Here is a 22,424-nt window from a genome sequence, read left to right as displayed (position 1 = left end):
GCCAACGGCGGGGACCCCTCGAACCGGCCGGAGGACCACGCGGAGACCGTTGTCGAGTGAGAATCGGTGCAGTGGCAGCAAGGACATTCGTCAGCCGTTCTGAATCAACGTTCCCGGCCTGCGCCGGGCAACTCCGCGCCGGATCCGCAGTTCGAAGTACGCCTCCCCCAGCGCAGCTTTCAGTTCCATGATCTCCTGGCGCAGCTGCCGCTCCCGCTGGACGGATCGCGAACTGTACCCCTCCAAGCCGGTACGACCGCCGTCGATAAACTGCCTGCGCCAGTTCGCGATCGATTGCTCGGAGACCTTGGCACGACGAGCTGCCTGCGCCATCGACTCTGCACCCGAGAGCACTCTGAGAACGATCGCGACCTTCTGTTCGACCGGAATCACTGGCGGCCGCGCCATTATCCATCCCCTCTCGGACGACTTATCAACCCGCCAGGAAATTTTCATCAAGAACAGGGGAGTCAATATTTCTCGCCGGATCTGCCGGGTCGATATTGGCCTCCACGAAACGCGTGGCGACGAGCTCTTCGCGACTGCCCCCGCCCCCGGTCAGCGCGTGGCTGACCAGGGCCCCGGCCAGCACCCGCATGCGGTGCTCGCCGAAGCTCAGCCCGCGCATCGCGGGCCTGCCGTCCTGCGGCTCCCAGGCGAACCCCACCCCGGGCGCCAGCCGCCGAGTGATCGGAGAGGAACCCGCTCCGACCCCGGCCAGCCCCTCCACCGCCGCGGCCACCACCGGCACCACGCGCCAGGCCCGGGGACCGAGGTAGACGACCAGGGCGTCGCGCCGGGGCAACAGCCTCCGGGTCGAGAGCACCTTGGCCCGGTAGGGCACCTCCGCCCCTTCCAGGGACGACAGGATCCGGCCCCAGGCCTCGACGGCGGCGTCCACGTCCTCCAGATGCACGTACACCCGGATCACCGGCCGGCTGTCCACGGCTCCACGGGATCCGTCGGCCAGGAAGAATCCGGTCGACAGGGCGGGCCGAGCAGCCGGCAGCATCACGTCGACCTGCGATCCCTCCGCGCCCTCCGGCTCGCCCATGAGCGCTGCCGCCGGAACCTTCAGCCGGAGGCCCCCGTGATTCATCACGTACGAACCGTCCGCCGGGGCGTGCAGCAGGGTCGCCCGCACCCTGGTACGCCGGTGCGGCATGGCGCGGCCGAACCGCGCTTCCAGCTCCGTGTCCCTGAGGGTCCGCGGGCGCTCGCCCTGCTCCGGGTCGCGGCCCGTGTGCAGCACCTCGTACAGGGTGGTGCTCAGCTGCCGCTGCAGCGCACGGGGGTTCTCGGCGGTCAGTTCGTGGGTGCCCACGACGGCCCGCAGGCCGTCCCCGGCCACCTCGACCCGGTGCAGGGCATCCGTCAGGGCCGACGAGATCACGTGCCCGGTTTCGGTCATACCAGACCCCCCAGTCCCAGGATGCTGATGAAGGCCGCGGGTTTCAGCAGGATGCTGCGGCCGATGCCCGCCGCACCGAGGTCCAGCGCGGAGGTCCGGCTCCGCTGAGTGGCCGATGCGATCATCCGTTCGATCAGGTGCCAACCCGCGTAGCGTGCCGCCCGCTCGGCCAGCCCCGCCTCCGGTTCACCCCGTACCTCGCGGTATCCGCGGCAGAACGCCGTGATCCGCGGCCGCAGTCGCTCCAACTCCCGTACCCCCTGGGCCACGACGGCTTCATGGGTGTAGACGTCGTCGCCCGGCTCTCCCTGCTCGGCGTCGAGGGCTTCGGGGATCGCCATCACCGCCCGGTACAGCCATTCGCCGGCGAAGCTCCCGATGTCCCGGGCCGGGTCGGCCAGCCGGAACTCCTCCCAGTCCGTGAGGTGCAGCACCTCGTCCACGACGAGGAACTGGTCCAGCCGGAGGTCGCAGTGACCCGGTCGCAGACCGGCGGACGCCTCGGCGGCTCGCAGTTCACGCAAGGCGGCGATCAGGGCCGCGTCCGACTGGAGCAGCGCCAAGGCCTTCAACTGCGCACCGCTGCTCTCGACCCACTGGCTCAGCGGGAGGGCGTCGAGGATGCTCTCCGGGGGCATGGGAGGCACGGAGTCGTCGATCTCGATCCCACCGACGTCGAGGCCGTGTACGCGTGCGATGCAGCGCCCGGCCTGCTCCGAGAGGTCCTCACCGAAGCCGCCGTCGAAGGCCAGGTCCGCCCCCGACCGGGCATTCTCCAGCCATTCGAAGGCGACCAGGAGCGAATCCCTGTCATAACCGAGAACGGCCGGGTACCGGAGTTCCGTCGAAATCGACTGGCCGGCGACCGCTTCCTCGAAGCTCAGCGCCCGGTCAAAACCCCTCGAGCTCGCCCCGCCGAATTCACCGTGCCGTTTGACGAATACCCGGGCCCCGGAGGACGTCAAGCCGGCCCAATTATCGTTGCGCCCGCTTCGCGAGACGACCGCCCCGTCAAATTCCCCTAAACCTAAGTTCCCGAAAAGCTCCCCCACTTCCGGCACCCTGGACAACTCGACAGGCTCAAATCGACCGCGTACGTCCACCATCGCAGTGTAAGCATGGATTTAACACAGGGGCAAGGATGTTTGTATCCGGAGCGGCCGGAACCCGACGCCCGGAATAGGGGTTTTGTCCACGAATGCCAAAGAGAACCGCCTGCCGCAGCAGGGCTGCGACAGGCGGTGTCATTCCGCGGGTGTCAGGACCAGCTGAGGCCGGTCAGCCGCTCATAGGCCTCGACGTACTTGCCGCGGACCTTCTCGACCACCTCGGCGGGCAGCTGCGGCGGCGGCTGCTCGCTGCGGCGGTCCCAGCCGGAGGCCGGGGAGGTCAGCCAGTCGCGGACGATCTGCTTGTCGAAGGAGGGCTGCGAGCGGCCCGGCTCCCACGCGTCGGCCGGCCAGAACCGCGAGGAGTCCGGGGTCAGCACCTCGTCGCCGATCACCAGCTCGCCGTCCAGCAGACCGAACTCGAACTTGGTGTCGGCCAGGATGATGCCCCGCTCGCGGGCGATGTCCCGGGCCTGGGAGTAGACGGCCAGGGTGGTCTGGCGCAGCTGGGCCGCCAGCTCGGCGCCGATCCGGCGGGCCGTCTCCTCGTAGGGGACGTTCTCGTCGTGCTCGCCGACCTCGGCCTTGAGCGCCGGGGTGTAGATCGGGGCGGGCAGCTCGGAGCCGTCGTCCAGGCCCTCGGGCAGGGCGATGCCGCAGACGGTGCGGGAGGCGCGGTACTCCTCCAGGCCGGAGCCGGCCAGGTAGCCACGGGCCACGCACTCGACCGGGACCATGTCCAGGCTGCGGCAGACCAGGGTGCGGCCCTTCCAGTCGGCCGGGGCGCCGGCCGGGACCTCGGTGGAGATCACGTGGTTGGGCACGATGTCCGCGATCCGCTCGAACCACCACAGCGAGAGCTGGGTGAGGATGCGGCCCTTGTCCGGGATCTCGTTGGGCAGCACCCAGTCGTAGGCGGAGGTGCGGTCGCTGGCGACCATCACGAGGTCACCCGACTCGGTGCGGTACAGGTCGCGCACCTTGCCGGTGTGCAGGTGGACCAGGCCGGGCACCTGGACCGGCTCGGGCTTGGTGACAAATCCGCTCAAGGTCGTCTCAGTCCTCAGGGGTCGTTCGCGGGCGGTGCGGCGCGAAAGGGGAGGTCACTGGGGTCGAGTCTGTCACGACCGCCCGGGCGGACCGGCCCGAGGGCCGCTCAGTCGTTCTTGCAGAGGCGGTCCAGCAGGTTCGCGGTGGCGCGCTGGATCCGCTCGTCGGTGAGCCCCGGCCGGTCCAGCGCCGGCGACCAGGCGAAGGTGCCGGAGGCGAACACGTAGGCGCCGCTGGGTGCCCGGTAGAGCGAGGTCTCCTGGTAGCGGGTGCGCCCGGCCGGGTCCTGGTACGGGGAGTGGGCGAGCAGCACCCGTTCGGTGTGACCGGGCAGGGCGACCTTGGGGTAGTAGCGGTCCGCCTCGCCGGCCACCAGTCCGGGCAGCCCGTCGCCCTCGTGCAGGCCGGTGCCGGCCCAGAACCAGTGCGCGGTGTGCCGGGCGACCAGCGGGACGGCGGTGGCGACCCGGCCGGAGTACTGCAGGCCGAGCAGCCGCTGCTCCGGCTCGCCGGCGTCGCGCCACAGCGCGCTGGCGGCGCCGGGGGCCCCGGCGGCCGGGTCGTCGGGGCGGACCTTCTGGCGCTTGCGGCAGTTGAGCATCCGGTTGGGCTCGCCGGACGGGCCGGGGCTCAGCTCGACCCGCCAGTACATGGTGTTGGCGGAGAGGAAGACCAGCGAGGTGCCGCCGTCCCTGGCCCCTTCGGCGGCCCGGCGCATCGGTTCGGACCAGTACTCGTCGTGGCCGGGGAAGACCAGCACCCGGTGCCGGGAGGCGTCGACCAGTCCGGCGTGCAGGTCGGTGGCGGTGGCGTAGGAGAGGTCGTAGCCGTAGCGCTCGGCCCAGCGGATGAAGTCGTAGGCGTGGCCGACGTGCAGCGGGAGCCCGGCGGTGGCGTGCGGGCGGTCGAAGGAGACGGTGACGGCCGCCTCGGTCTCGCCGACCAGCCGGCCGCCGTCCCAGGCGTGGTAGAGGCTGGCGCCGCTGCGGCCGTCCTCGGGGAAGAGGTTGTACGCCTGCCAGGTGACGTCCGGGACCACCAGCAGCAGTTCGGCGGCACGGGTCTGGTCCTCGAAGTCCCGGACCGTGAAGGGGATGTGGCTGCGGTGCAGCATGTCGGCGGTGGTGAGCACGGCGACGTACGCGCCGGGCCGCCAGTGGTTCGGGATCTGCAGCCGCCAGGTGTGCCACCAGTGGTGGCAGGAGACGGTCCGGCCGGCCACCATCGGGGCCGGCTGGACCATGCCGGCGATCAGCGGGCTGGAGGTCATGTGGTGGGCGCCGTCGCCCGCGTAGTGGCCGATCCGGAAGACGTCGACGGTGAACTCGCGGGGCGGGTTGACGGTGACCCGCAGGTCCACCGAGCCGCCGGGGCGGACCACGCCGGCCGAGGCGAAGCCCTTGATCTGCTGTTCCTCGTCGTTGGCGCTCAGCGGGGTGCCGACCGCGGGCTTGCCGCGCACCCCGGCGGCCAGCGGACGCTGCCCGGGGGCGTCCACCGAGACGTACCAGGGGACATCGCCCTCGGCGCCGGCGAGGTACTGGTCCGGGCTGCGCAGCCAGGGCAGCGGGCCCTGGCCGAAGGGGTCGGAGACGCTGTGCGCGTGCGTCCCGGACTCCCAGCGGCGGTTGGCTTCGGTCCCCACGCGCGCCCCTCCCAGGTGCACCTCCGCCGGGCTGGCATGTGCCTCCCGGATGTGCGTGCGGACTAATACACCACACCGTGCTGGCGCTGCGTCACCCTACGGTAGCAACTAGTGGCGGGAATCTTCCGGGCCGGCGGGCGGAGGGCCTCCGGCCTGCGAAGACCCGGGGCGGCCGGGTCGACCGGGGGCGCTCGCGCAGGGGCTGCGCGCCCCTCCCGGCGGTGCCGGTCAGAGCCGGACGGGCTTCTCCAGCCGGACGTCGGCGGCGTCCAGCCAGGCCCGCAGCGGTCCGTCCTGGCCCTGCTCGACGGCCTGGGCGACCGGTTCGGCGAGGTCGGTGCGGCGCACCCCGCCGAGCAGCAGCACCGGGCCGTCCAGCCAGTCGAGGCCGGGGACGGCGCCCGCGGTGTCCACGGCGGCGCAGCAGACCATCGCGGTGACGTGGTCCACCAGCACGTCCCGCGCGGTGCGGACCGGTTCGAGCAGGGGTGCGGGGGCGGCGGTGCGGGCCGGCTGGGCGACCAGCGCGGCGGCCAGCCGCTCGCCGTCGCCGTCGGCGAGCCGGTTCAGCAGCCGGGTCAGCGTCGGGGCACCGGGGCGGGCCTGCGGGGCGAGCAGGTCCAGGGCGGACTGCAGGGCGGCGGCGCGGGCCCGCCAGCCGGCGTCCACGACGTCGGCCGGGTAGTCGGCCCACTCCAGCTCGCGCCGGCCGCCGGAGGCGGGCGCGCCGAAGAACAGTTCGGCGGCGAGCCGGGAGACGGCGGCGTCCACCGTGCCGGGCTCCTCCAGCAGGTCGCAGGCCGGGCGGTCGCCGAGCCGGCTGCCGTAGCCGTCGGCCAGCCGGTCGCGCCGGGAGAGTTCGGTGAGTGCGGCGACCACGCCGGCGTTGAGGTGCGCGGGGTGCCGGCCGAGCCGCCAGGCGGGCAGCGCGACCCGGGTGAGCAGCCGGTCCCAGCCCGCGTAGGCGAGGCCGACCTGCTCCTGGGCGGCGATCCGCAGGCCGTAGTCCACCCCGCGGGCCTGTTCGGAGGCCCAGCCGGCGACCGACCGCTCCAGCTCGGCGGCGTGGCCGCGGCAGGCGCCGAGCAGCCGGCGGGTGATCCGGTCGGTGAGCGCGGCCGGGCCGCGCCGGGGCGGGCGGGGGGTGCCGGGGCCGGGGGCACCGGCCGGGCCGGCCGCGGAACCGGTGTCCAGGCTGGCGTCGAGGGCGCGCAGGAAGCGGCGGGCGGCGGCGATCTCGGGGTCGGCGGCGGCCGCGGTGCCGGCCACCACCGGGGCGAGCAGGGCGCGCAGCTCGCCGGCCCGCATCCACCAGAGGAAGGGCGAGCCGATCACCAGGACCGGCGCGGGCGGTTCGACGCGGGCGGCGCGGGCGCGGCGGCGGGGCCGGGCCGCGGGGACGTCCTCCAGCCAGCTGTCGCAGTCCGGGGTGAGCGCGACGGCGGAGGGCGCGGGGACCTCCAGCCGGTCGGCCAGGTCGTCGATCAGCCGGTACAGCTCGGGGGCCTGGGCGCGGCCGAGCGGGACGGCCGGGGTCTGCGGCGGGACGGCCCGGCGGTATCCGCGGGCGGCCGCGGCGGCCACCAGCAGGGTGAGCGCGGCCACCGCGCAGACCGCCCAGCGGGCGATGTCCCAGCCAGCGGCGTCGGGTGAGCCGGGGGCGCCGATCCGGCCGGTGAGCCGGCCGGCGAGCAGGACCACCGCGGCAGCGGCGGGCAGCGCGGCGGCGGCCAGGGCGAGTCCTCGGATGCGCAGGACCGCGTGGGCGTGAGCGCGCGCGGTGTCGACAGCGGCCATACGGTGCGGCACCCCCTTCGGAGCCCTCGGGTGCCCGGTGAGGGCCCCTGAGCCGTTCGAAACGATCGGTTCCGACCGGGAAACGGTGGCGTCCGAGCCCCGGTAGTACATGCTGCGTGGCGCTTCTGACATTTTCGACGCCCGTGTCCGGGTGGTGTTCCGGATCGCCCCGGTTCCACTCGTCCCGGTGACGCCGCCCGGATTCCGGACGGCCGCCCGGGGCGGCATCGGACGGGCCGGGCGTGTCCGGTCCGGCCGGACGCCGTCCAGCATCCCCCCGCACGACCGCCGCTACCCGGCGGCGGGCGGAAGCGGCCCGACCTGTGGTGCCGTGGTCCAGCGCACCATAAGGCCGGGCACCCGGTTACGTCAGCCGGATGCGGCCGCTGTCACTCGATGGGCTGGATTCCGGCCGCCGAACGGTGTGCCGCGCCCGAAGAGCGCTCCGGCCCCGCTCGGCCCCGAAACGCCCGGCGGCGCTGCGTCCATGGGGGTTGTCCACGGGGCCCGCGGGGCTCGCGGACCGCGCCGGGGGTCGCCCGCGGGCCGGCGAACGCCCGGGCCCCCGGCGCGCGGATCGCTCGCCGGGGGCCCGGAGGGGGAGGAGGGGGTGCGCGGCCGCTACTGCGCGGCCTTCAGCGCGATGTCGCCGCGGTGCTGGCCGCCCGCCAGCGAGATCCGCTCCACCGACCGGTAGGCCCGCTCGCGCGCCTCGGCGAGCCCGGCGCCGGTCGCGGTGACCGACAGGACGCGGCCTCCGGCGCTCAGCACCCGGCCGTCCTCGGCCGCCTTCGTCCCGGCGTGCAGCACGTACGCGGTGCCGTCGGCGGCCTCCGCCTCGGCCAGGCCCTCGATCGGGTCGCCGGTGCGCGGCGCCGCCGGGTAGCCCTTGGAGGCGATCACCACGGTGACCGCGGCGCCCTCGTCCCAGCGCAGTGGCTCCAGCTGGTCCAGCGTGCCGGTCGCCGAGGCGTGCAGGACGCCGGCCAGCGGGGTGCGCAGCCGGGCCAGCACGACCTGGGTCTCCGGGTCGCCGAAGCGGGCGTTGAACTCGATCACCCGGGTGCCGCGCGAGGTCAGCGCCAGGCCCGCGTAGAGCAGGCCGGAGAACGGGGTGCCGCGTCGGCGCAGCTCGTCCACGGTGGGCTGCAGGACGGTCGCCAGGACCTCCTCGACCAGGCCCTCGGGCGCCCAGGGCAGCGGCGAGTAGGCACCCATGCCGCCGGTGTTGGGACCCTGGTCGCCGTCCAGGGCCCGCTTGAAGTCCTGGGCCGGCTGGAGCGGCAGGACGGTGCTGCCGTCGGTGATCGCGAACAGCGAGACCTCGGGGCCGTCCAGGTACTCCTCGATCACCACCTGCCCGCAGGCGGCGGCGTGGGCCAGCGCCTCGTCGCGGTCGGAGGTGACCACGACGCCCTTGCCGGCGGCCAGGCCGTCGTCCTTGACCACGTACGGGGCGCCGAAGGCGTCCAGCGCCTTGGCGGCCTCGGCGGCCGTGGTGCAGACGTAGGAGCGGGCGGTCGGGACCCCGGCGGCGGCCATCACGTCCTTGGCGAACGCCTTGGAGCCCTCCAGCCGGGCGGCTTCGGCGGACGGGCCGAACACCGCGACGCCGGCCGCGCGCACGGCGTCGGCGACACCCGCGACCAGCGGGGCCTCCGGGCCGACCACGACCAGTTGGGCACCGAGCGCGGTGGCGAGCGCGGTGACCTGAGCGCCGTCGAGCTGGTCGACCGGGTGGACCGTCGCCACCTGCGCGATCCCGGCGTTGCCCGGGGCACAGTGCAGCTCGGTCACGGCGGGATCTTGGGACAGAGAGCGGCACAGGGCGTGTTCGCGGGCGCCGCCGCCGATGACGAGGACCTTCACGCTGGGCAAGGGTAGTCGGTGGCCGGTTCCGGCCGCTCTCCGGTCCCGTAGGAAGAGACAGCGGGGCGGATCCGGCACCCGCAGAGCCTGGGAGGATCCTCCAGTTCGGACCCCCCGGGATCGGCGCGCGGTGTCCGGGTCAGGACAGCGGGTCACCGGACCCTCGCTCGGACGGGTGAAATCCCGCCGACCGCCGCAACCCTCTCACCTCGGGATCCGGTGGCCGAATCCGGTAACGATCATTGGCGAAGCGCCCACACGGTAAGCCATTTGGCGGTAAGAAGTGCTGTTGGACCACCGCCGGCGGCCGCCGGCGACGCCGCCCCGGGCATCCGCAGCACGCCCCGGAGCGGCGGTGTGGCCGGCGCGTTGTCCGTCGTTCCACGGGTCGTCAGGCCGAGGACACGTCGGTCCGCGCAGAGTCGGAACCAGCGAGACCAGCAGTCCGCCCGCCACAGGGAGCCCCACAGGTGAGCCAGCCGGAAATGCAGCCCGAGGAGAGTGCCTGGGGCAAGGAGATCGGTGAGGAGGACCAGCCCGCCACGACCGTGGCGCGCCGGCCCTCGACCCGCCGCCGGTCCGATCTGAGCACCCGCCAGTTCCCCCTGGGCGACTGGGGCGAGCCCGCGGAACGGCTGGAGGAGCTGTACCGCTGGTCCGAGGAGCGGGCGGTCGAGGCCGTCGAGTGGTACCGCAGGGACCGGGTCTGGAAGCGCCGCTGGGCCCGGCTGCTGAGGTTCGCCTCGGCCGGCTTCGCGGTCGGCGGGATCACCGCCCCGCTGGTCGACCTCACCGGGACCGTCGACAACGCCACCGGCTGGGGCTACGTCGGGCTGGCGCTGGCCGCCGCCTGCTACGGCGCGGACCGGGTGTTCGGGCTGACCTCCGGCTGGATGCGCGACGTCTCCACCGCGCAGGCGCTGCAGCGGCGCCTGGAGGCCTTCCAGTTCGACTGGGCCTCGGAGTGCGTCCGGGAGGTGCTCGGTCCCACCGAGGGCACCGCGGGCGAGGCCGCCGAGCGGTGCCTCGGGGTGCTGCGGCGGTTCTGCGAGGACGTCTCGGACATGGTCCGCACCGAGACCTCGGAGTGGATGCTGGAGTTCCGGGCCGGGATGACCCAGCTGCCCACCCAGGTCGCCGGCAGCTGGGGCGGGCGCACCGAGCCGGGCGTCGGCGCCCAGGTGCGGGTGCTGCCGCCGCCGGGGACCAGGCCCACCATGCCGCGCCAGCGGCCGCCGGAGGGTCCGCTGCGGTAGCGCGGGCCGGGGGCGGGCCAGGCCTTGGGCCCGCGCCCGGGTTCGGGTTCGGGTTCGGATCGGCCCGGGTTCGGGCTCAGGCTCAGGCTCAGGCTCAGGCTCAGGCGAAGACGACCATCGAGCCCTGGTGCAGGCTCCGGGTCGCCGCCGCGTACAGGCCCGCCCAGGCGTGCCGCTCCCGGGCGAACGGGTGCAGGTCGTCCAGCGGCGGGCCGAACGGCTGCTCCAGGCCGGTCGGGCCGAGCGGCCGGGTCGGCGCCGGCGGGTCGAGCGGGTCGATGCCCAGCGCCGGGGCGACGGCCTGCAGCTCGCGCAGCAGCCCGTGGCTGGAGCCGAGCGGACCGCCCGCGGCGAGCAGCGACTCCTCCACCAGCGGGGCGGCGAACTCGATCGGCACGTACGCGCCGGCGTGGTCGAAGTGCCAGACCAGGTGCGACTGCTCGGCGCTGCTCTCGAACATCTCCAGCAGTTGCTCGTAGTCGCCGCCGAGCGCGTCCACCGGCGTGATGTCCAGGCCGGTCAGACCCAGCAGATAGGCCCGGCGCAGGAAGTGCAGCGAGTCGTAGTCGAAGGCGGCTATCGGCTCGACCGCCCCGCTGAGCCCCGGCACGAACCGGTAGACCGGCATCTCGGGCAGGCCGCGGGAGGCCAGCACCTGGTTGTACAGCGCGAGGTCGTCCCGGAAGGGGTTGTCGGGGCTGTGGCTCAGCACGTCCACCAGCGGGACGAGCCAGAGGTCGCAGGCCATGGCCGGCTCTTCCTCTCCGGACGCGGGGAACCGGCCGCGCGGCGGCGGACGGCGGATGGGCGGGTCGGTGCCCGGACCACCGCCACGAGGCGCGGCCGGGACGGACGACCGCCCACCCTACCGGCCCGGCGAGCGATGCGGATCGGGCTGTCCCCCGGGCAGTTGGTCCGGCGGCGGATCGGACGGCCGGCGACCGAACCGCCCGTACGGCACCGAGCGCGGCTGCGGCACCAGGCCGAGTCCCAGGCCCAGTTCGCGGCCCAGCTCCCGGCCCAGCTCGCGCTCCCGTCCCCGGGCGCCGCCGGTCGCGCGGCCCGGATCCGCCGGTCGGGCGGGCTCCCCCGGACGCGGCTCCTCGGTGGCGGCGGTCCCGGTGCCCGCCCCGGCCTTCCCCGGCGCGGCGTCCTCCGGGGTGTCGGGCGGCGCGGCCGGAGCGTCCTGGCCGCCCGGGACGGCGAGCAGGCGCCCGGTCAGCAGCGGCAACACCTTCACCGTCTCCACCGACTCGCCGGCCAGCTCGGCCAGCAGCCCGACGGTGAAGAGGTTGTACTCGCAGATGACGCGGTGCGAGCGCGGCACGTCGCGCGCCTCGATCGCCTCCACCAGGTCGAGGTGGCCGTCCCAGCAGACCCCGGCGAGCTGGGGCGTCGACCGCAGGAACCGCGCGGCGAACATCCACGACTGCACCCGCAGCCAGTCCAGGTAGTCGGCGATCCGGCGGTTGCCCATCAGCCCGCCGACCTCCTGCCAGAACCGGCGGTCGCAGCCCACCATCACGTCGAGGTTGCCCGCCCGGGCCGCCCGGGCCGCCGCGTCCGCCCGGCGGCGCAGCGAGGTGAGCCGGCTCCCGTCCTGCCGGCCGGGGTCGGTGGCCAGTCGGCGGTAGTAGCTGTCGGTGATCAGCACCCGGGTCTCGAAGATCTCCCGGAAGTCGTCCCAGCCGAACTCGGGAACGGTGAAGCCGCGGTGGTGCTCGGCGCGGAGCAGTCCCTGGGCGGAGAGGTCGACCAGCGCCTCCCGGGCCGGGGTCGCCGAGACCCCGTACAGCTCGGCGATCTCCTTGACGGTGAAGTTCCGCCCGGCCGCCAGCCGGCCGGCCATCATCTCCTCGCGCAGCGCGCCGGCTATCTGCTCGCGCAGGCTGTTGCGCTGGATCACCGGACGGGGGTCGCCCGCGTCGGTCCCGAACATGCGCGCGACCTCCTCGGGCGGGCGGGACGGCCTGACGGAACAGACCGGCGGTGTACGGACTGGTAACACGACGAGGGCTCATCTTCTCAAATTGGACACCGACGTGTACAAGCCCCCCATACTCTGCGCGCGCCCCCGTACGCCCCCGTACGCTCCCGGCCGCCGAACGTGCGCCGGTCGAGCGCCGGACGACCGTGGGACCGGTGCCCCCGGACGGCCTTCCGCCCGCCGCCTCCGGGCCGGCCGCCTCAGCGCTGGACCGGCGCCGGGATGCCGAGCAGCCGGTCCCGGTGCACCGGGAACTCGGCGCGTGCCTTCGCCACCTCCGCCGGATCGAACTCCACGGTCAGCACCTCCTCCCCCGCCCCCGCCTCGGCCAGCACCCGGCCCCACGGGTCCACCGCGATGCTGTGCCCCGCCTGCTCGACCCCGCCGTGCGTCCCCGCCGTGTTGCAGGCCAGCACGTACGCCTGCTCCTCGACCGCGCGCGCCCGGTTCAGCAGCGTCCAGTGCTCCCGCCGCCGCTCCGGCCAGGCCGCCGGCACCACCAGCACCTGCGCGCCGGCGTCCAGCAGCGCCCGGAACAGCTCCGGGAACCGCAGGTCGTAGCAGGTCGCCAGGCCCAGCGTGCCGACGTCGGTCGCCGCGGTGACGATCTCCTGCCCGGCCCCCATCACCACCGCCTCGCCGCTGTCGAAGCCGAAGCGGTGGATCTTGCGGTAGGTGTGCACCAGCTCGCCGTCCGGGGCGAACAGCAGCGAGGTGTTGTAGATCGGCCCGTCCGGGTCGCGCTCGACGATGGAACCGGCGTGCAGCCACACCCCCGCCGCCCTGGCGGCCGCCGCCATCGCGTCCGAGGTCGGCCCGTCCAGCGACTCCGCGCCGTCCGACCAGAGGTCGTACGCGAAGCCGCCGAGCGGCCACAGCTCGGGCAGGACCACCAGGTCCGATCCCCGCTGCGCCCGCACCAGCGCGGCCGCGCGGGCCCTCCGCTCGGCCGGGGGCTCGGCGTCGGAGACCGCGAGTTGGATCAATGAAGCGCGCACAGTACCACCGTCCACGGCAAGAGTCCTACGATCGTCACCCGAAAGCGCTGCCCTGCTCTCACCCGGCAGCGTAACGTGCGGTTAGCGTGTGCGCCCGGAAGCCGGAATTCCCGGCCGACCCAGGAAACCGCGGGCACGCGTGGCAAGGCAGCTGACGGAGGGCCGGAGATTCCCGTGACGGACAACCAGACCGTGCAGGCTTACACCGAGGCGTGGACCCAGTCCATCGAGGCGATATCCGAACTGGTGGCCCCCCTGCCCGAGGGCTCCTGGAACCGGGCCACCGAGTGCCCGGGCTGGTCGGTCCGCGACATCGTCTCGCACGTGATCGCCGTCGAGTCCGAACTCCTCGGCGACCCCCGTCCGATCCACTCCCTCCCGCGCGACCTGCGCCACGTCACCACCGAAGCCGCCCGCTACCTCGAACTGCCCGTCGACAAGCGCCGCTGCCACACCGTGCTGGAGATGACCGGCGAGCTGGAGTACACGATCATCCGCCGCTCCCGCGCGCTGCGGAACGCCAAGCAGATGCCCAACGAGCCGGTCCGTCGACCGGGCGGCCCGCAGAGCGGCGAGATCAAGTACCACGAGCTGCTGCGGCAGCGCGCCTTCGACGTCTGGGTGCACGAGCAGGACCTCCGCCGCGCCCTCGGCGTCCCCGGCAACCTCGACTCCCCCGGGGCCCTGGTCGCCCGTGATGTCCTGCTGCAGGGCCTGCCGGAGGCGGTCGCCCACCAGGCCGGCGCCCCGGCCGGGACCGCGCTGGTCGTCGACGTCACCGGACCCGTCGAGTTCCTGCGCACCGTGCGGGTCGACTCCGCCGGGCGCGGCACCGTCGACGAGTCGATCAGCCTCGCCCCCGACGTCCAGCTCACCCTCGACTGGGAGACCTACGTCCGCCTCGCCTGCGGCCGCGGCCGCCCGGGCCACGTGGCCGTCGACGGCGACAAGGAGCTCGCGGACCGCGTCCTGGCCAACTTCTCCGTCACCCGATAGTGGCCCTCTTCACCCGCCCGGCTTACACAGACGAGTGCACGCCGGGCGAGTGCGCCTCGTGCTCCCGTGCGTCACGTTGGGACCAGTAGCCCCGTCCGTTAGGCCTCGTTGATCCGGGCAGTGTCACCCGGAAGAAGGAGGGGCGTCCCGATGGACGACGAACAGACGATGGTGCTGGTCCGGTCGAGCTTCCCGGTCACGGGCCAGCCGATCAGGGTCGTGATGATCGACGGCGAACCGTGGTTCGTCACGGCGGACGTGTGCACGGTGCTGGGTCGGGTCAACCCGAGCCGCGTCCGCCACATCGTCGGAATCGAACACACCCGTGTCATCAACTCGCGCACGATTAACCTTCCCAAAGGGAAGGCTAATCCCGTTTCCGCAGGTGGGAAACCCTACGCCGGCGCCGCCGCGAGCTTCTTCCGCAGCCGCAGGATCATCAGCGTCCCCACCGCCAGCGGCACGTACTGCCAGCAGAACGCCCAGCGGAAGGCGCTCGCCGCGTAGGTGTCGGCGCCGGACGGGCTGAGCGTGTCCAGGAGGACGCCGATGCCGAAGAGGGTGATCATCGTGCCGATGAAGCCGCCCATGTTGACGATGCCGGAGGCGGTGCCGAGGCGTTCGACGGGGTTGCGGGCGCGGGCGTAGTCGAGGCCGACGAGCGAGGCGGGGCCGTTGCTGCCCATCACCAGGACGACCGTGACCAGCAGCCAGAGCGGCGGGTGGCCGCCGGGCCAGGCGAGCGTCACCGCCCACAGCAGCGCGGTGGCGCCGATGACGGTCAGCACGATGGGCATCCGGGCCCGGGCGGTGCGGGACAGGACGCGGCCGAAGAGGAAGCCGAAGCTCATGTTGGAGAGCACCAGCAGGGTGAGCAGCCCGCCGGCCGCGGCGCGGGTCATGCCCTGGGCCTCGACGAGGTAGGGCAGGCCCCAGAGCAGGCCGAAGGCGTTGCCCGGGAACTGGGTGGTGAAGTGGATCCAGAGCCCCAGCCGGGTGCCCGGCTCCCGCCAGGTCTCCCGGATCTGCCGCCCGACGCCGGGCCGGGGTGCCGCGGCGGGCGCCGTCACGGTGGCGGGCCCGTCCGGGGCCTCGCGCAGGAAGAGCGCCACGAGGGCGAAGACGGCGACGCCGAGCAGCGCGATGGCGGTGAAGGTGGGCGTCCAGCCCTCGCTGTGCAGGGCCTGGGCGAGGACGACGGTGGTGACCAGGTTGCCGCTCATCCCGGCGAGGCCGGTGAGCTGGGCGACCAGCGGGTTCTTGGCGGCGGGGAACCACCGGGCGGCGATCCGCAGCACGCTGATGAAGGTCATCGCGTCGCCGCAGCCCAGCACGGCCCGGGAGGCGAGGGCGGGGCCGAAGGAGCCGGAGAAGGCGAAGGCGAGCTGGCCGGCGCTGAGCAGCACGACACCGACCAGCAGCACCCGGCGCGGTCCGAACCGGTCGACCAGCAGGCCGACGGGTATCTGCATGGCCGCGTAGACGAGGACCTGGAGGATCGAGAAGGTGGAGAGCGCGGAGGCGCCGATGCCGAAGCGGTCGGCGGCGTCCAGTCCGGCGACGCCGAGGCTGGTGCGGTGGATGACGGCCAGGACGTAGACGCTGACGCCGATGGACCAGGCGAGCCAGGCGGCCCGCCCACCGGGCGGGTGGTGGGCGGTGGTGGGCCCGGTGGTGGGGCCGGCGCCGGCACGGGGAGCGGGGGCGGACAGGGGGCGGGCTGAACTGGCGGGCTCCACGGTCATAGTGGCCCCAGATTAGTCATCCCATCATTGAACGGACAGAGCGGGGTCCCGGGGACGGATACGAACGATCCGCTCCGTCCCCGGTCCCCGGGAGCGCCCGAACGGGGTCTCAGCCCACCACCGTCCAGGAGACCGAGCGCGTCATGTAGCGGTCCCGGAAGGCCTCGTCGCGGACCCAGTCGGTGGTGTCCCGGACGGTCGCCGTGACGGTCGCGCTGTGCCCGGGGGCCAGCGGCAGCCGCGCGGTGTCCAGCCAGCTGCGGTCCGGCGCCTGCGGCTCGACCGGGACGCCGTTCACCGTCCAGTCCACCCGCAGCTGCCGGGCGCCGGCCAGCGGGAGCGGCCGGACCTCCAGCCGGGGCCGGCCGGTGACGTCGCCGGGCGGCGGGACGGGGTCGTCGGTGGGCCGGACCCGCCGGTAGACCTCCTCGATGATCGCCTCCCGGGAGGGCAGGTTGTACGCCCCGCCGAGGGTGCGCATCACCGAGTCCCGGGTGGGCCGGTAGACGCCGTTGGCGCTGCGGTAGGCGCCGATCGTCCCGGCGCCGTCCGGGGACTCCGCGCCCAGCCAGCGCCACCACTTGGTCTGCTTGCGGCGCATCTCCTCGGCGCTGTCGGTGGAGAGGTTGGGGTAGTCGGCGTCGTCCGGCGCGGTGTCGTACTCGTCGCCGAGGTCCCCGACGGTGTGCCCTATCTCGTGCTGGATGATCCGCCCGGCGTCCGGGCTGCCGCCGGCCAGGGTGGTCACCCCGGTGCCGCCGGCGCCGCCGTACTCGGTGGAGTTGGCGAGCGCGATGAGGTACTGCGGGCCCTGGCCGCGGCCGGCGTAGCGGGCGGTCGCCTCCTCGTCCGCGCAGAGCAGCCGGGCGGTGCCCTCGCACCAGAAGTGCATGCCGAGCGGGGTGGCCGGGCGTCGGCCGCGGTTCTCGGTCTCGGCGATGCCGGAGACCGGGGAGACCACCTCGACCCGCCTTATGTTGAAGAACCCCTGGTAGCTGCGGAACGGCTCGATGTCCATCAGCGCGCGCCAGGCCCGGTCCGCCTGCGCGCGGAACAGGTCCTGTTCCCCGGCGCCGTAGCCGTCGCCGAGCAGGACCAGGGTGATCCGGTTGGCCGGGTCCCCGGTCCGCCGTATGTCGACGGTCGGGGCCCCGCCGTCGGCGGGCAGGTCGGCGCGCTGCACCGCGGTGTGCGGCGGCACCGCGCGGTCGGCGGGGGCGCCGGGGCCGATCACCCCGAACGGCGGGGGTCCGGCCAGTTCGAGCGCGGCAGGGAGCACGGCGGTGGACACCAGCACGAGCGCGGCCAGACTCCGGACGATCCGGCCAGGGTTGCCAGACGGCATACGGGTGTGTCCTCGACGTTCCGGTCACCCGGCGTCGCCCGGGTGGTGGACGCGAAGACGTACCCCGGACGGCGTGTCGTCCTCACCGAACGGCGGAAATGTCACTGACCTGGCCGAATGACAGGAATCACACCAGTCGTCCCAATGAGTCGGATCATGTGGATGGTCGCCACCATGAGGGCCTCGACGCCGCCCGAAAAAACTCCTGAAAGAAACCTCGGATCGACCGCAACCCTTTGGTCGCGATCGCTGTCTGTACGGACGAAGGAAGCGCGAAGCGAGACCGGCCGGGCCGGGGGGCGCAACTGCTCAACAGCAGCAGGCCGGTACACCTTCGTCATCCACTCACCCAGCACCAGCAACAGACCTCGGGGGTCCTGTCATGCGCATGCCCATTCTGGGCGCTTCCACCGAGAACTCCTCCTCCGCCACCCGTCGCCGCCGGATCTCCACCGTCGTCGCCACCCTCCTGATCGCCGGCTCGGTCCAGCTGCTGGCCGCCGAGTCCTCCTCGGCCTGCGCCGGCCCGTACCGGGCGAACAACCCCGAGGTTCCGGCAGCGGCGCGCGCCGTGCGGCACAACGGCCCGATCGACAGCGTGTTCCTCTCGACCCCGGGCACGCTCACCCGCGGGTCGAAGATCGAGGTCGGCACCCAGATCGGCAACTTCACCGGCGGCGACTTCTCCCTCGCCGCACCGGCCCTCACCCTCACCGGCAAGGGTGCGCCGCTGCGCGCCCAGGACGTGACGGTCGAGGTGTTCGTGCACGGCGCCTGGAAGAAGCTCGGCGTCGACGGCGGCTGCGGCGGCGAGGCCGTCCGGGTCGACACCTCCCCGCTGCTCCAGTCGCTCAAGGACGGGCGCGCGAGCCGCCTGCTCTTCCGGATCGGCCTGTCGGCGAAGGCCCCGGCCGCCCAGTCCGCCGTGTCGGTCACCCTGTCGGCCTGGTCGGAGTCCGGCAGCGGCGCGAAGAGCACCCGGACGGTCAAGGTCGTCCGCGCCGCCGGCACGCCGGGCAGGACCGCGGCCGGCAGCCCGCGCACCCACGGCTGACACCGGAGCCGCGGGGCAGCGGCAACCCGGACCGGGCTCGAACGTCTTCTTTCACAGACAGCAGAACCTTGGAGCCGCACCATGCCGGAGAACGCCACCGCCCGCACCGACGACGACACCGCCTGGGCCTGAGGTCCGCCAGGATCCCGGGCCTCCGCACCACCGATCCACCCCCACCGCCGCCGGCCGCGGCGAGCGGCCGACGGCGGTGGGGTCACGCACGAGGGACCGGCCGAGCCGGGGGAGCACGAAGGGGCCCCGCCGACGCACTGCGGTGCGCGGGCAGGGCCCCTTCGACGTGGCCGGGGGCGGGTCAGCCCCAGGTGATCAGGCGCTTCGGGTACTCCAGGACGCCCGCGATGTCGGCCAGCACCTTGGAGCCCAGCTCGCCGTCGACCAGCCGGTGGTCGAAGGACAGGGCCAGCGTGGTGACCTGGCGCGGGACGACCTTGCCCTTGTGCACCCAGGGCATCTCCCGGACCGCCCCGAAGGCGAGGATGGCCGCCTCGCCCGGGTTGAGGATCGGGGTGCCGCTGTCGACGCCGAAGACGCCGACGTTGGTGATCGTGACCGTGCCGCCCTGCATGTCGCCGGGCGCCGTCTTCCCCTGGCGGGCGGTGTCGACCAGCTCGCCGAGCGAGACCGCCAGCGCCGAGAGGGTCTTCGCGCCCGCGTCCTTGATGTTGGGGACGATCAGGCCGCGCGGGGTGGCCGCGGCGATGCCGAGGTTCACCTGGCCCTTGATGACGATCTCCTGGGCCGCCTCGTCCCACTGGGCGTTGATCCCGGGGTTGCGCTTGATCGCGGTGAGCAGCGCCTTGGCGACCAGCAGCAGCGGGCTGACCCGGACGTCCCGGCCCAGCTCGCCGCTCTCCTTGAGGCGGCGGACGAACTTCATCGTCCGGGTGACGTCGACCTGGACGAACTCGGTCACGTGCGGGGCGGTGAAGGCCGAGGCCACCATCGCCTGCGCGGTCGCCTTGCGGACGCCCTTGATCGGCACCCGGACGTCGCCCGCGCCGGGAACGGCCACGGGGGCGGCCACCGGCTCGACGGCCTGCTCGGCGGCCTGCTCGACGACCGGCGTCACGGCCGGGGCGGGGGCCGCGGCGGCCGCCGCGTGGGCGTGCAGGTCCTCGCGGGTGATCACGCCGTCCGGACCGGTCGGGGTGACGGCCCGCAGGTCGATCCCGAGGTCCTTGGCGAGCTTGCGCACCGGCGGCTTGGCCAGCGGCCGGTCACCGGTCACCGCGACGGCCGGCACGGACGCCGCGGCCGGAGCCGGGGCCACGACGGGAGCCGGAGCCGGGGCCACGACCGGCGCCGGAGCGGCCATGGGCGCCGGAGCGGCGGCCGTGGTGCGCCGGGCCCGGCGCTGGCTGCCGCCGGTCCGCGGACCGTAGCCGACCAGCACCTCGCGCCGCTCGGGCTCGGCGGCCTCCGCCGGGGCGGCGGCGGTGGCCGGCGCGGCGGCCGGAGCCGCGGGCGCCCCCGCCCCGCCGGCCACCGCGACCGAGATGATCACGGTGCCGACGTCGACCGTCGCGCCCTCCGGGAAGAACAGCTGCTCGACGACCCCGGTGAACGGGATCGGCAGCTCCACGGCGGCCTTGGCGGTCTCGACCTCGCAGACGACCTGCCCGTCGGTGACGGTGTCACCGGGCTTGACGTACCAGCTGAGGATCTCGGCCTCGGTGAGGCCCTCGCCCACATCGGGCATCTTGAACTCGCGGAGCGAGCGAACTTCGGTGGTCATCGGCGCTCCCCGGGATCAGTACGCGAAGGCGCGGTCGACGGCGTCGAGCACGCGGTCCAGATCGGGGAGGAAGGCCTCCTCGACCCGGGACGGCGGGTACGGGGCGTGGTAGCCGCCGACCCGCAGGATCGGCGCCTCCAGGTGGTAGAAGCAGCGCTCGGTGAGCCGGGCGGCCAGCTCGGCGCCCATGCCCAGGAACACCGGCGCCTCGTGCACGACGATGCCGCGCCCGGTGCGCTTGACCGACTCCTCCAGGGCGGCGAAGTCGACCGGGCTGAGCGAGCGCAGGTCGACGACCTCCAGCCGGCGGCCGTCCTCCTCGGCGGCCGCGGCGGCCTCCAGGCAGACCTTGACCATCGGCCCGTAGGCGATCAGCGTGGCGTCGGTGCCGGGGCGCACGATCCGCGCGTCGTGCAGTCCCAGGTCGGCGGCCTCGCCGACCTCGCCCTTGTCCCAGTAGCGGCGCTTGGGCTCCAGGAAGATCACCGGGTCGTCCGAGGCGATGGCCTGGCGCAGCATCCAGTGCGCGTCGTGCGCGTTGGACGGGCTGACCACCCGCAGACCCGCGGTGTGCGCGAAGTACGCCTCGTGCGACTCGCTGTGGTGCTCGACCGCACCGATGCCGCCCGCGAAGGGGATCCGGACGGTGACCGGGAGCTTGACGTGGCCGAGCGCGCGGGCGTGCATCTTGGCCAGCTGGGAGACGATCTGGTCGAAGGCCGGGTAGACGAAGCCGTCGAACTGGATCTCCACGACCGGGCGGTAGCCGCGCAGCGCGAGGCCGATCGCGGTGCCGACGATGCCGGACTCGGCGAGCGGGGTGTCGATCACCCGGTCCTCGCCGAAGTCCTTCTGCAGGCCGTCGGTGATCCGGAAGACGCCGCCGAGCTTGCCGATGTCCTCGCCCATCAGGACGGTCTTGGGGTCGCTCTCCAGCGACTTGCGCAGCGCCTCGTTGAGCGCCTTGGCGATGCTGAGCTGACCGGCCATCAGAGGTTCTCCCCCGCCTCGAAGGAGGCCGCGTACTCGACGTACTCGGCCCGTTCCTCATCGACCAGCGCGTGCGGCTCGGCGTAGACGTGGTCGAAGATCAGGGTGGGGTCCGGGTCCGGCATGCCGCGCACGCCCTCGCGCACCCGCAGCCCGAGCTGCTCGCTCTCGGCCTCGACCGAGGCGAAGAACGCCTCGTCGGCCAGGCCCTCCTTCTCCAGGTGGGCGCGGAGCCGGGTGATCGGGTCCTTGGCCTTCCAGGCCTCGGTCTCCTCGGCGAGCCGGTAGCGGGTCGGGTCGTCCGAGGTGGTGTGCGCGCCCATCCGGTAGGTGAACGCCTCGACCAGCACCGGGCCGTTGCCGCTGCGGGCGTGCTCCAGGGCCCAGCGGGTCACCGCGAGGCAGGCCAGCACGTCGTTGCCGTCGACCCGCACGCCCGGGAAGCCGAAGCCGGAGGCGCGGCGGTACAGCGGGATCCGGGTCTGGGTGGTGGTGGGCTCGGAGATCGCCCACTGGTTGTTCTGGCAGAAGAACACCACCGGGGCGTTGTAGACCGAGGCGAAGGTGAAGGCCTCGCTGACGTCGCCCTGGCTGGAGGCGCCGTCGCCGAAGTACGCGATCACCGCGTCGTCGGCGCCGTCCTTGGTGATGCCCATCGCGTAGCCGGCGGCGTGCAGGGCCTGCGCGCCGATCACGATGGTGTAGAGGTGGAAGTTCTTCTCGTTCGGGTCCCAGCCGCCGTGGTTCACGCCGCGGAACATGCCGAGCAGGTTCAGCGGGTCGACGTCCCGGCACCAGGCGACGCCGTGCTCGCGGTAGGTAGGGAAGGCGTAGTCGCCGGGCCGCAGCGCGCGGCCGGAGCCGACCTGCGCGGCCTCCTGGCCGAGCAGCGAGGCCCACAGGCCCAGCTCGCCCTGGCGCTGCAGGGAGGTCGCCTCGGCGTCGAACCGGCGCACCAGCACCAGGTCACGGTAGAGGGCGCGAAGCTCGTCCGGCTCCACGGAGAGCGGGAACTCCGGGTGCTCGACGCGCTCGCCTTCCGGCGTGAGCAGCTGCACGAGCTCCGGCTGGGCGTCCTGACCCGTGGTGCGGAGGGTGCCAGGAACGCCGGGGGCCGCCTTCTTGCGCGCCCTCGCCGTGCTTTTGGCCGTGCTTTTGACGGTCACGTTCACTCCTCGGTCTGTCCGGCCGCCCGGGGTCGCCGGTGACCGGTCCGGTCACCGCCTCGCGGGGCGCGCGTGGGTGTGCGCTCCCATCTGCGGGGCAGGTGGTGATCCTGTTCCGACGGCATCCCTCACGAGAACGTTACCCAGCGTCCGCCCCCGGCGCGTCTGCGCTAGGACGTCCTACTTGTTCGGGGTCTACAAACGCGCGTGTGGCGCAGCTCTCAATTCGGTCGCCTTCAGGACACCTGCG

General features: G+C 73.6%; 19 protein-coding genes. 4 read left to right on the top strand and 15 right to left on the bottom strand.

Annotated features, from left to right (window positions below; genetic code table 11):
* Positions 1-90 precede the first annotated feature (90 nt).
* The 7 genes from ABZW10_RS10875 to purD form a co-directional block, all read right to left on the bottom strand.
* The gene (locus ABZW10_RS10875; protein WP_355362608.1) at positions 91-456 is read right to left on the bottom strand and encodes a transposase; all 366 of its coding nucleotides are present in this window, start codon (positions 454-456) and stop codon (positions 91-93) included.
* On the bottom strand, positions 434-1,411 hold the full coding sequence (locus ABZW10_RS10870; RefSeq protein ID WP_355362606.1) for a T3SS effector HopA1 family protein: 978 nt from the start codon (positions 1,409-1,411) through the stop codon (positions 434-436). Before ABZW10_RS10870 ends, ABZW10_RS10875 begins: the two co-directional genes overlap by 23 nt.
* Positions 1,408-2,517, bottom strand: coding sequence for a class V lanthionine synthetase subunit LxmK (gene lxmK / locus ABZW10_RS10865; RefSeq protein ID WP_355362604.1), 1,110 nt, complete (start codon positions 2,515-2,517; stop codon positions 1,408-1,410). The genes ABZW10_RS10870 and lxmK overlap by 4 nt, the downstream gene beginning before the upstream one ends.
* A 152-nt stretch (positions 2,518-2,669) precedes the next feature.
* Positions 2,670-3,569, bottom strand: a complete 900-nt coding sequence (locus ABZW10_RS10860) for a phosphoribosylaminoimidazolesuccinocarboxamide synthase (protein ID WP_355362602.1) — start codon at positions 3,567-3,569, stop codon at positions 2,670-2,672.
* A gap of 107 nt (positions 3,570-3,676) precedes the next feature.
* Positions 3,677-5,215 carry a N,N-dimethylformamidase beta subunit family domain-containing protein gene (locus ABZW10_RS10855; RefSeq protein WP_355362600.1) on the bottom strand — a complete coding sequence of 513 codons (1,539 nt, stop codon included), beginning with the start codon at positions 5,213-5,215 and terminating at the stop codon, positions 3,677-3,679.
* A 228-nt stretch (positions 5,216-5,443) separates the two neighbouring features.
* Positions 5,444-7,012: a hypothetical protein gene (locus ABZW10_RS10850; RefSeq protein ID WP_355362598.1), complete on the bottom strand. Its 1,569-nt coding sequence runs from the start codon at positions 7,010-7,012 to the stop codon at positions 5,444-5,446.
* A 621-nt stretch (positions 7,013-7,633) separates the two neighbouring features.
* Entirely contained in the window at positions 7,634-8,881 is a 1,248-nt protein-coding gene (purD, locus tag ABZW10_RS10845; protein WP_355362596.1) for a phosphoribosylamine--glycine ligase, read from the bottom strand.
* A gap of 470 nt (positions 8,882-9,351) precedes the next feature.
* Here purD and ABZW10_RS10840 point away from each other — a divergent pair, with 470 nt between their 5' ends.
* Entirely contained in the window at positions 9,352-10,137 is a 786-nt protein-coding gene (locus ABZW10_RS10840; RefSeq protein ID WP_355362594.1) for an SLATT domain-containing protein, read from the top strand.
* A gap of 100 nt (positions 10,138-10,237) precedes the next feature.
* Here ABZW10_RS10840 and ABZW10_RS10835 read toward each other — a convergent pair whose 3' ends face one another.
* The 3 genes from ABZW10_RS10835 to ABZW10_RS10825 all read right to left on the bottom strand — a co-directional run bounded on the left by ABZW10_RS10835 (position 10,238) and on the right by ABZW10_RS10825 (position 13,122).
* Positions 10,238-10,885, bottom strand: coding sequence for a hypothetical protein (locus ABZW10_RS10835; RefSeq protein WP_355362592.1), 648 nt, complete (start codon positions 10,883-10,885; stop codon positions 10,238-10,240).
* A gap of 117 nt (positions 10,886-11,002) precedes the next feature.
* Complete coding sequence (locus tag ABZW10_RS10830) at positions 11,003-12,076, bottom strand: GntR family transcriptional regulator (RefSeq protein WP_355362590.1); 1,074 nt, start codon at positions 12,074-12,076, stop codon at positions 11,003-11,005.
* Positions 12,077-12,324: 248 nt separating this feature from the next.
* Positions 12,325-13,122, bottom strand: a complete 798-nt coding sequence (locus ABZW10_RS10825; protein WP_355362588.1) for a carbon-nitrogen family hydrolase — start codon at positions 13,120-13,122, stop codon at positions 12,325-12,327.
* A gap of 174 nt (positions 13,123-13,296) precedes the next feature.
* On the opposite strand from ABZW10_RS10825, the gene ABZW10_RS10820 reads away from it, so the two are divergent.
* Both ABZW10_RS10820 and ABZW10_RS10815 read left to right on the top strand, forming a co-directional pair.
* Positions 13,297-14,118: a maleylpyruvate isomerase family mycothiol-dependent enzyme gene (locus tag ABZW10_RS10820; RefSeq protein WP_355362586.1), complete on the top strand. Its 822-nt coding sequence runs from the start codon at positions 13,297-13,299 to the stop codon at positions 14,116-14,118.
* A 150-nt stretch (positions 14,119-14,268) separates the two neighbouring features.
* A complete protein-coding gene (locus ABZW10_RS10815) occupies positions 14,269-14,625 on the top strand; it encodes a hypothetical protein (protein ID WP_355362584.1) in 357 nt (118 codons plus the stop codon).
* On the opposite strand, the gene ABZW10_RS10810 is transcribed toward ABZW10_RS10815, so the two are convergent.
* Together ABZW10_RS10810 and ABZW10_RS10805 are read right to left on the bottom strand one after the other, a co-directional pair.
* On the bottom strand, positions 14,514-15,863 hold the full coding sequence (locus ABZW10_RS10810) for an MFS transporter (RefSeq protein ID WP_355362582.1): 1,350 nt from the start codon (positions 15,861-15,863) through the stop codon (positions 14,514-14,516). The two genes, ABZW10_RS10815 and ABZW10_RS10810, sit on opposite strands and share 112 nt — an antisense overlap.
* Before the next feature lie 109 nt (positions 15,864-15,972).
* Complete coding sequence (locus ABZW10_RS10805) at positions 15,973-17,208, bottom strand: M64 family metallopeptidase (RefSeq protein ID WP_355362580.1); 1,236 nt, start codon at positions 17,206-17,208, stop codon at positions 15,973-15,975.
* 382 nt (positions 17,209-17,590) lie between these two features.
* Between ABZW10_RS10805 and ABZW10_RS10800 the strand changes: the two genes are divergently transcribed.
* Positions 17,591-18,262, top strand: coding sequence for a hypothetical protein (locus tag ABZW10_RS10800; RefSeq protein WP_355362578.1), 672 nt, complete (start codon positions 17,591-17,593; stop codon positions 18,260-18,262).
* A gap of 313 nt (positions 18,263-18,575) precedes the next feature.
* Here ABZW10_RS10800 and ABZW10_RS10795 read toward each other — a convergent pair whose 3' ends face one another.
* From ABZW10_RS10795 to pdhA, 3 genes are read right to left on the bottom strand one after another with little or no spacing between them, the layout of a single operon-like run.
* Positions 18,576-20,018 (bottom strand): dihydrolipoamide acetyltransferase family protein, encoded by a 1,443-nt coding sequence (locus ABZW10_RS10795; protein WP_355362576.1) that lies wholly within the window; start codon positions 20,016-20,018, stop codon positions 18,576-18,578.
* A 15-nt stretch (positions 20,019-20,033) separates the two neighbouring features.
* Positions 20,034-21,011 carry an alpha-ketoacid dehydrogenase subunit beta gene (locus ABZW10_RS10790; protein ID WP_355362668.1) on the bottom strand — a complete coding sequence of 326 codons (978 nt, stop codon included), beginning with the start codon at positions 21,009-21,011 and terminating at the stop codon, positions 20,034-20,036.
* Entirely contained in the window at positions 21,008-22,180 is a 1,173-nt protein-coding gene (gene pdhA, locus ABZW10_RS10785; protein WP_355362574.1) for a pyruvate dehydrogenase (acetyl-transferring) E1 component subunit alpha, read from the bottom strand. The genes ABZW10_RS10790 and pdhA overlap by 4 nt, the downstream gene beginning before the upstream one ends.
* Between the last annotated feature and the right edge of the window lie 244 nt (positions 22,181-22,424).

Origin of the sequence: Kitasatospora sp. NPDC004723 (assembly GCF_040609255.1) — a bacterium.
Lineage (GTDB): Bacteria > Actinomycetota > Actinomycetes > Streptomycetales > Streptomycetaceae > Kitasatospora.
Note: the sequence above shows the minus strand (reverse complement) of the source record. Positions and strands in the feature narration are given on the sequence as shown.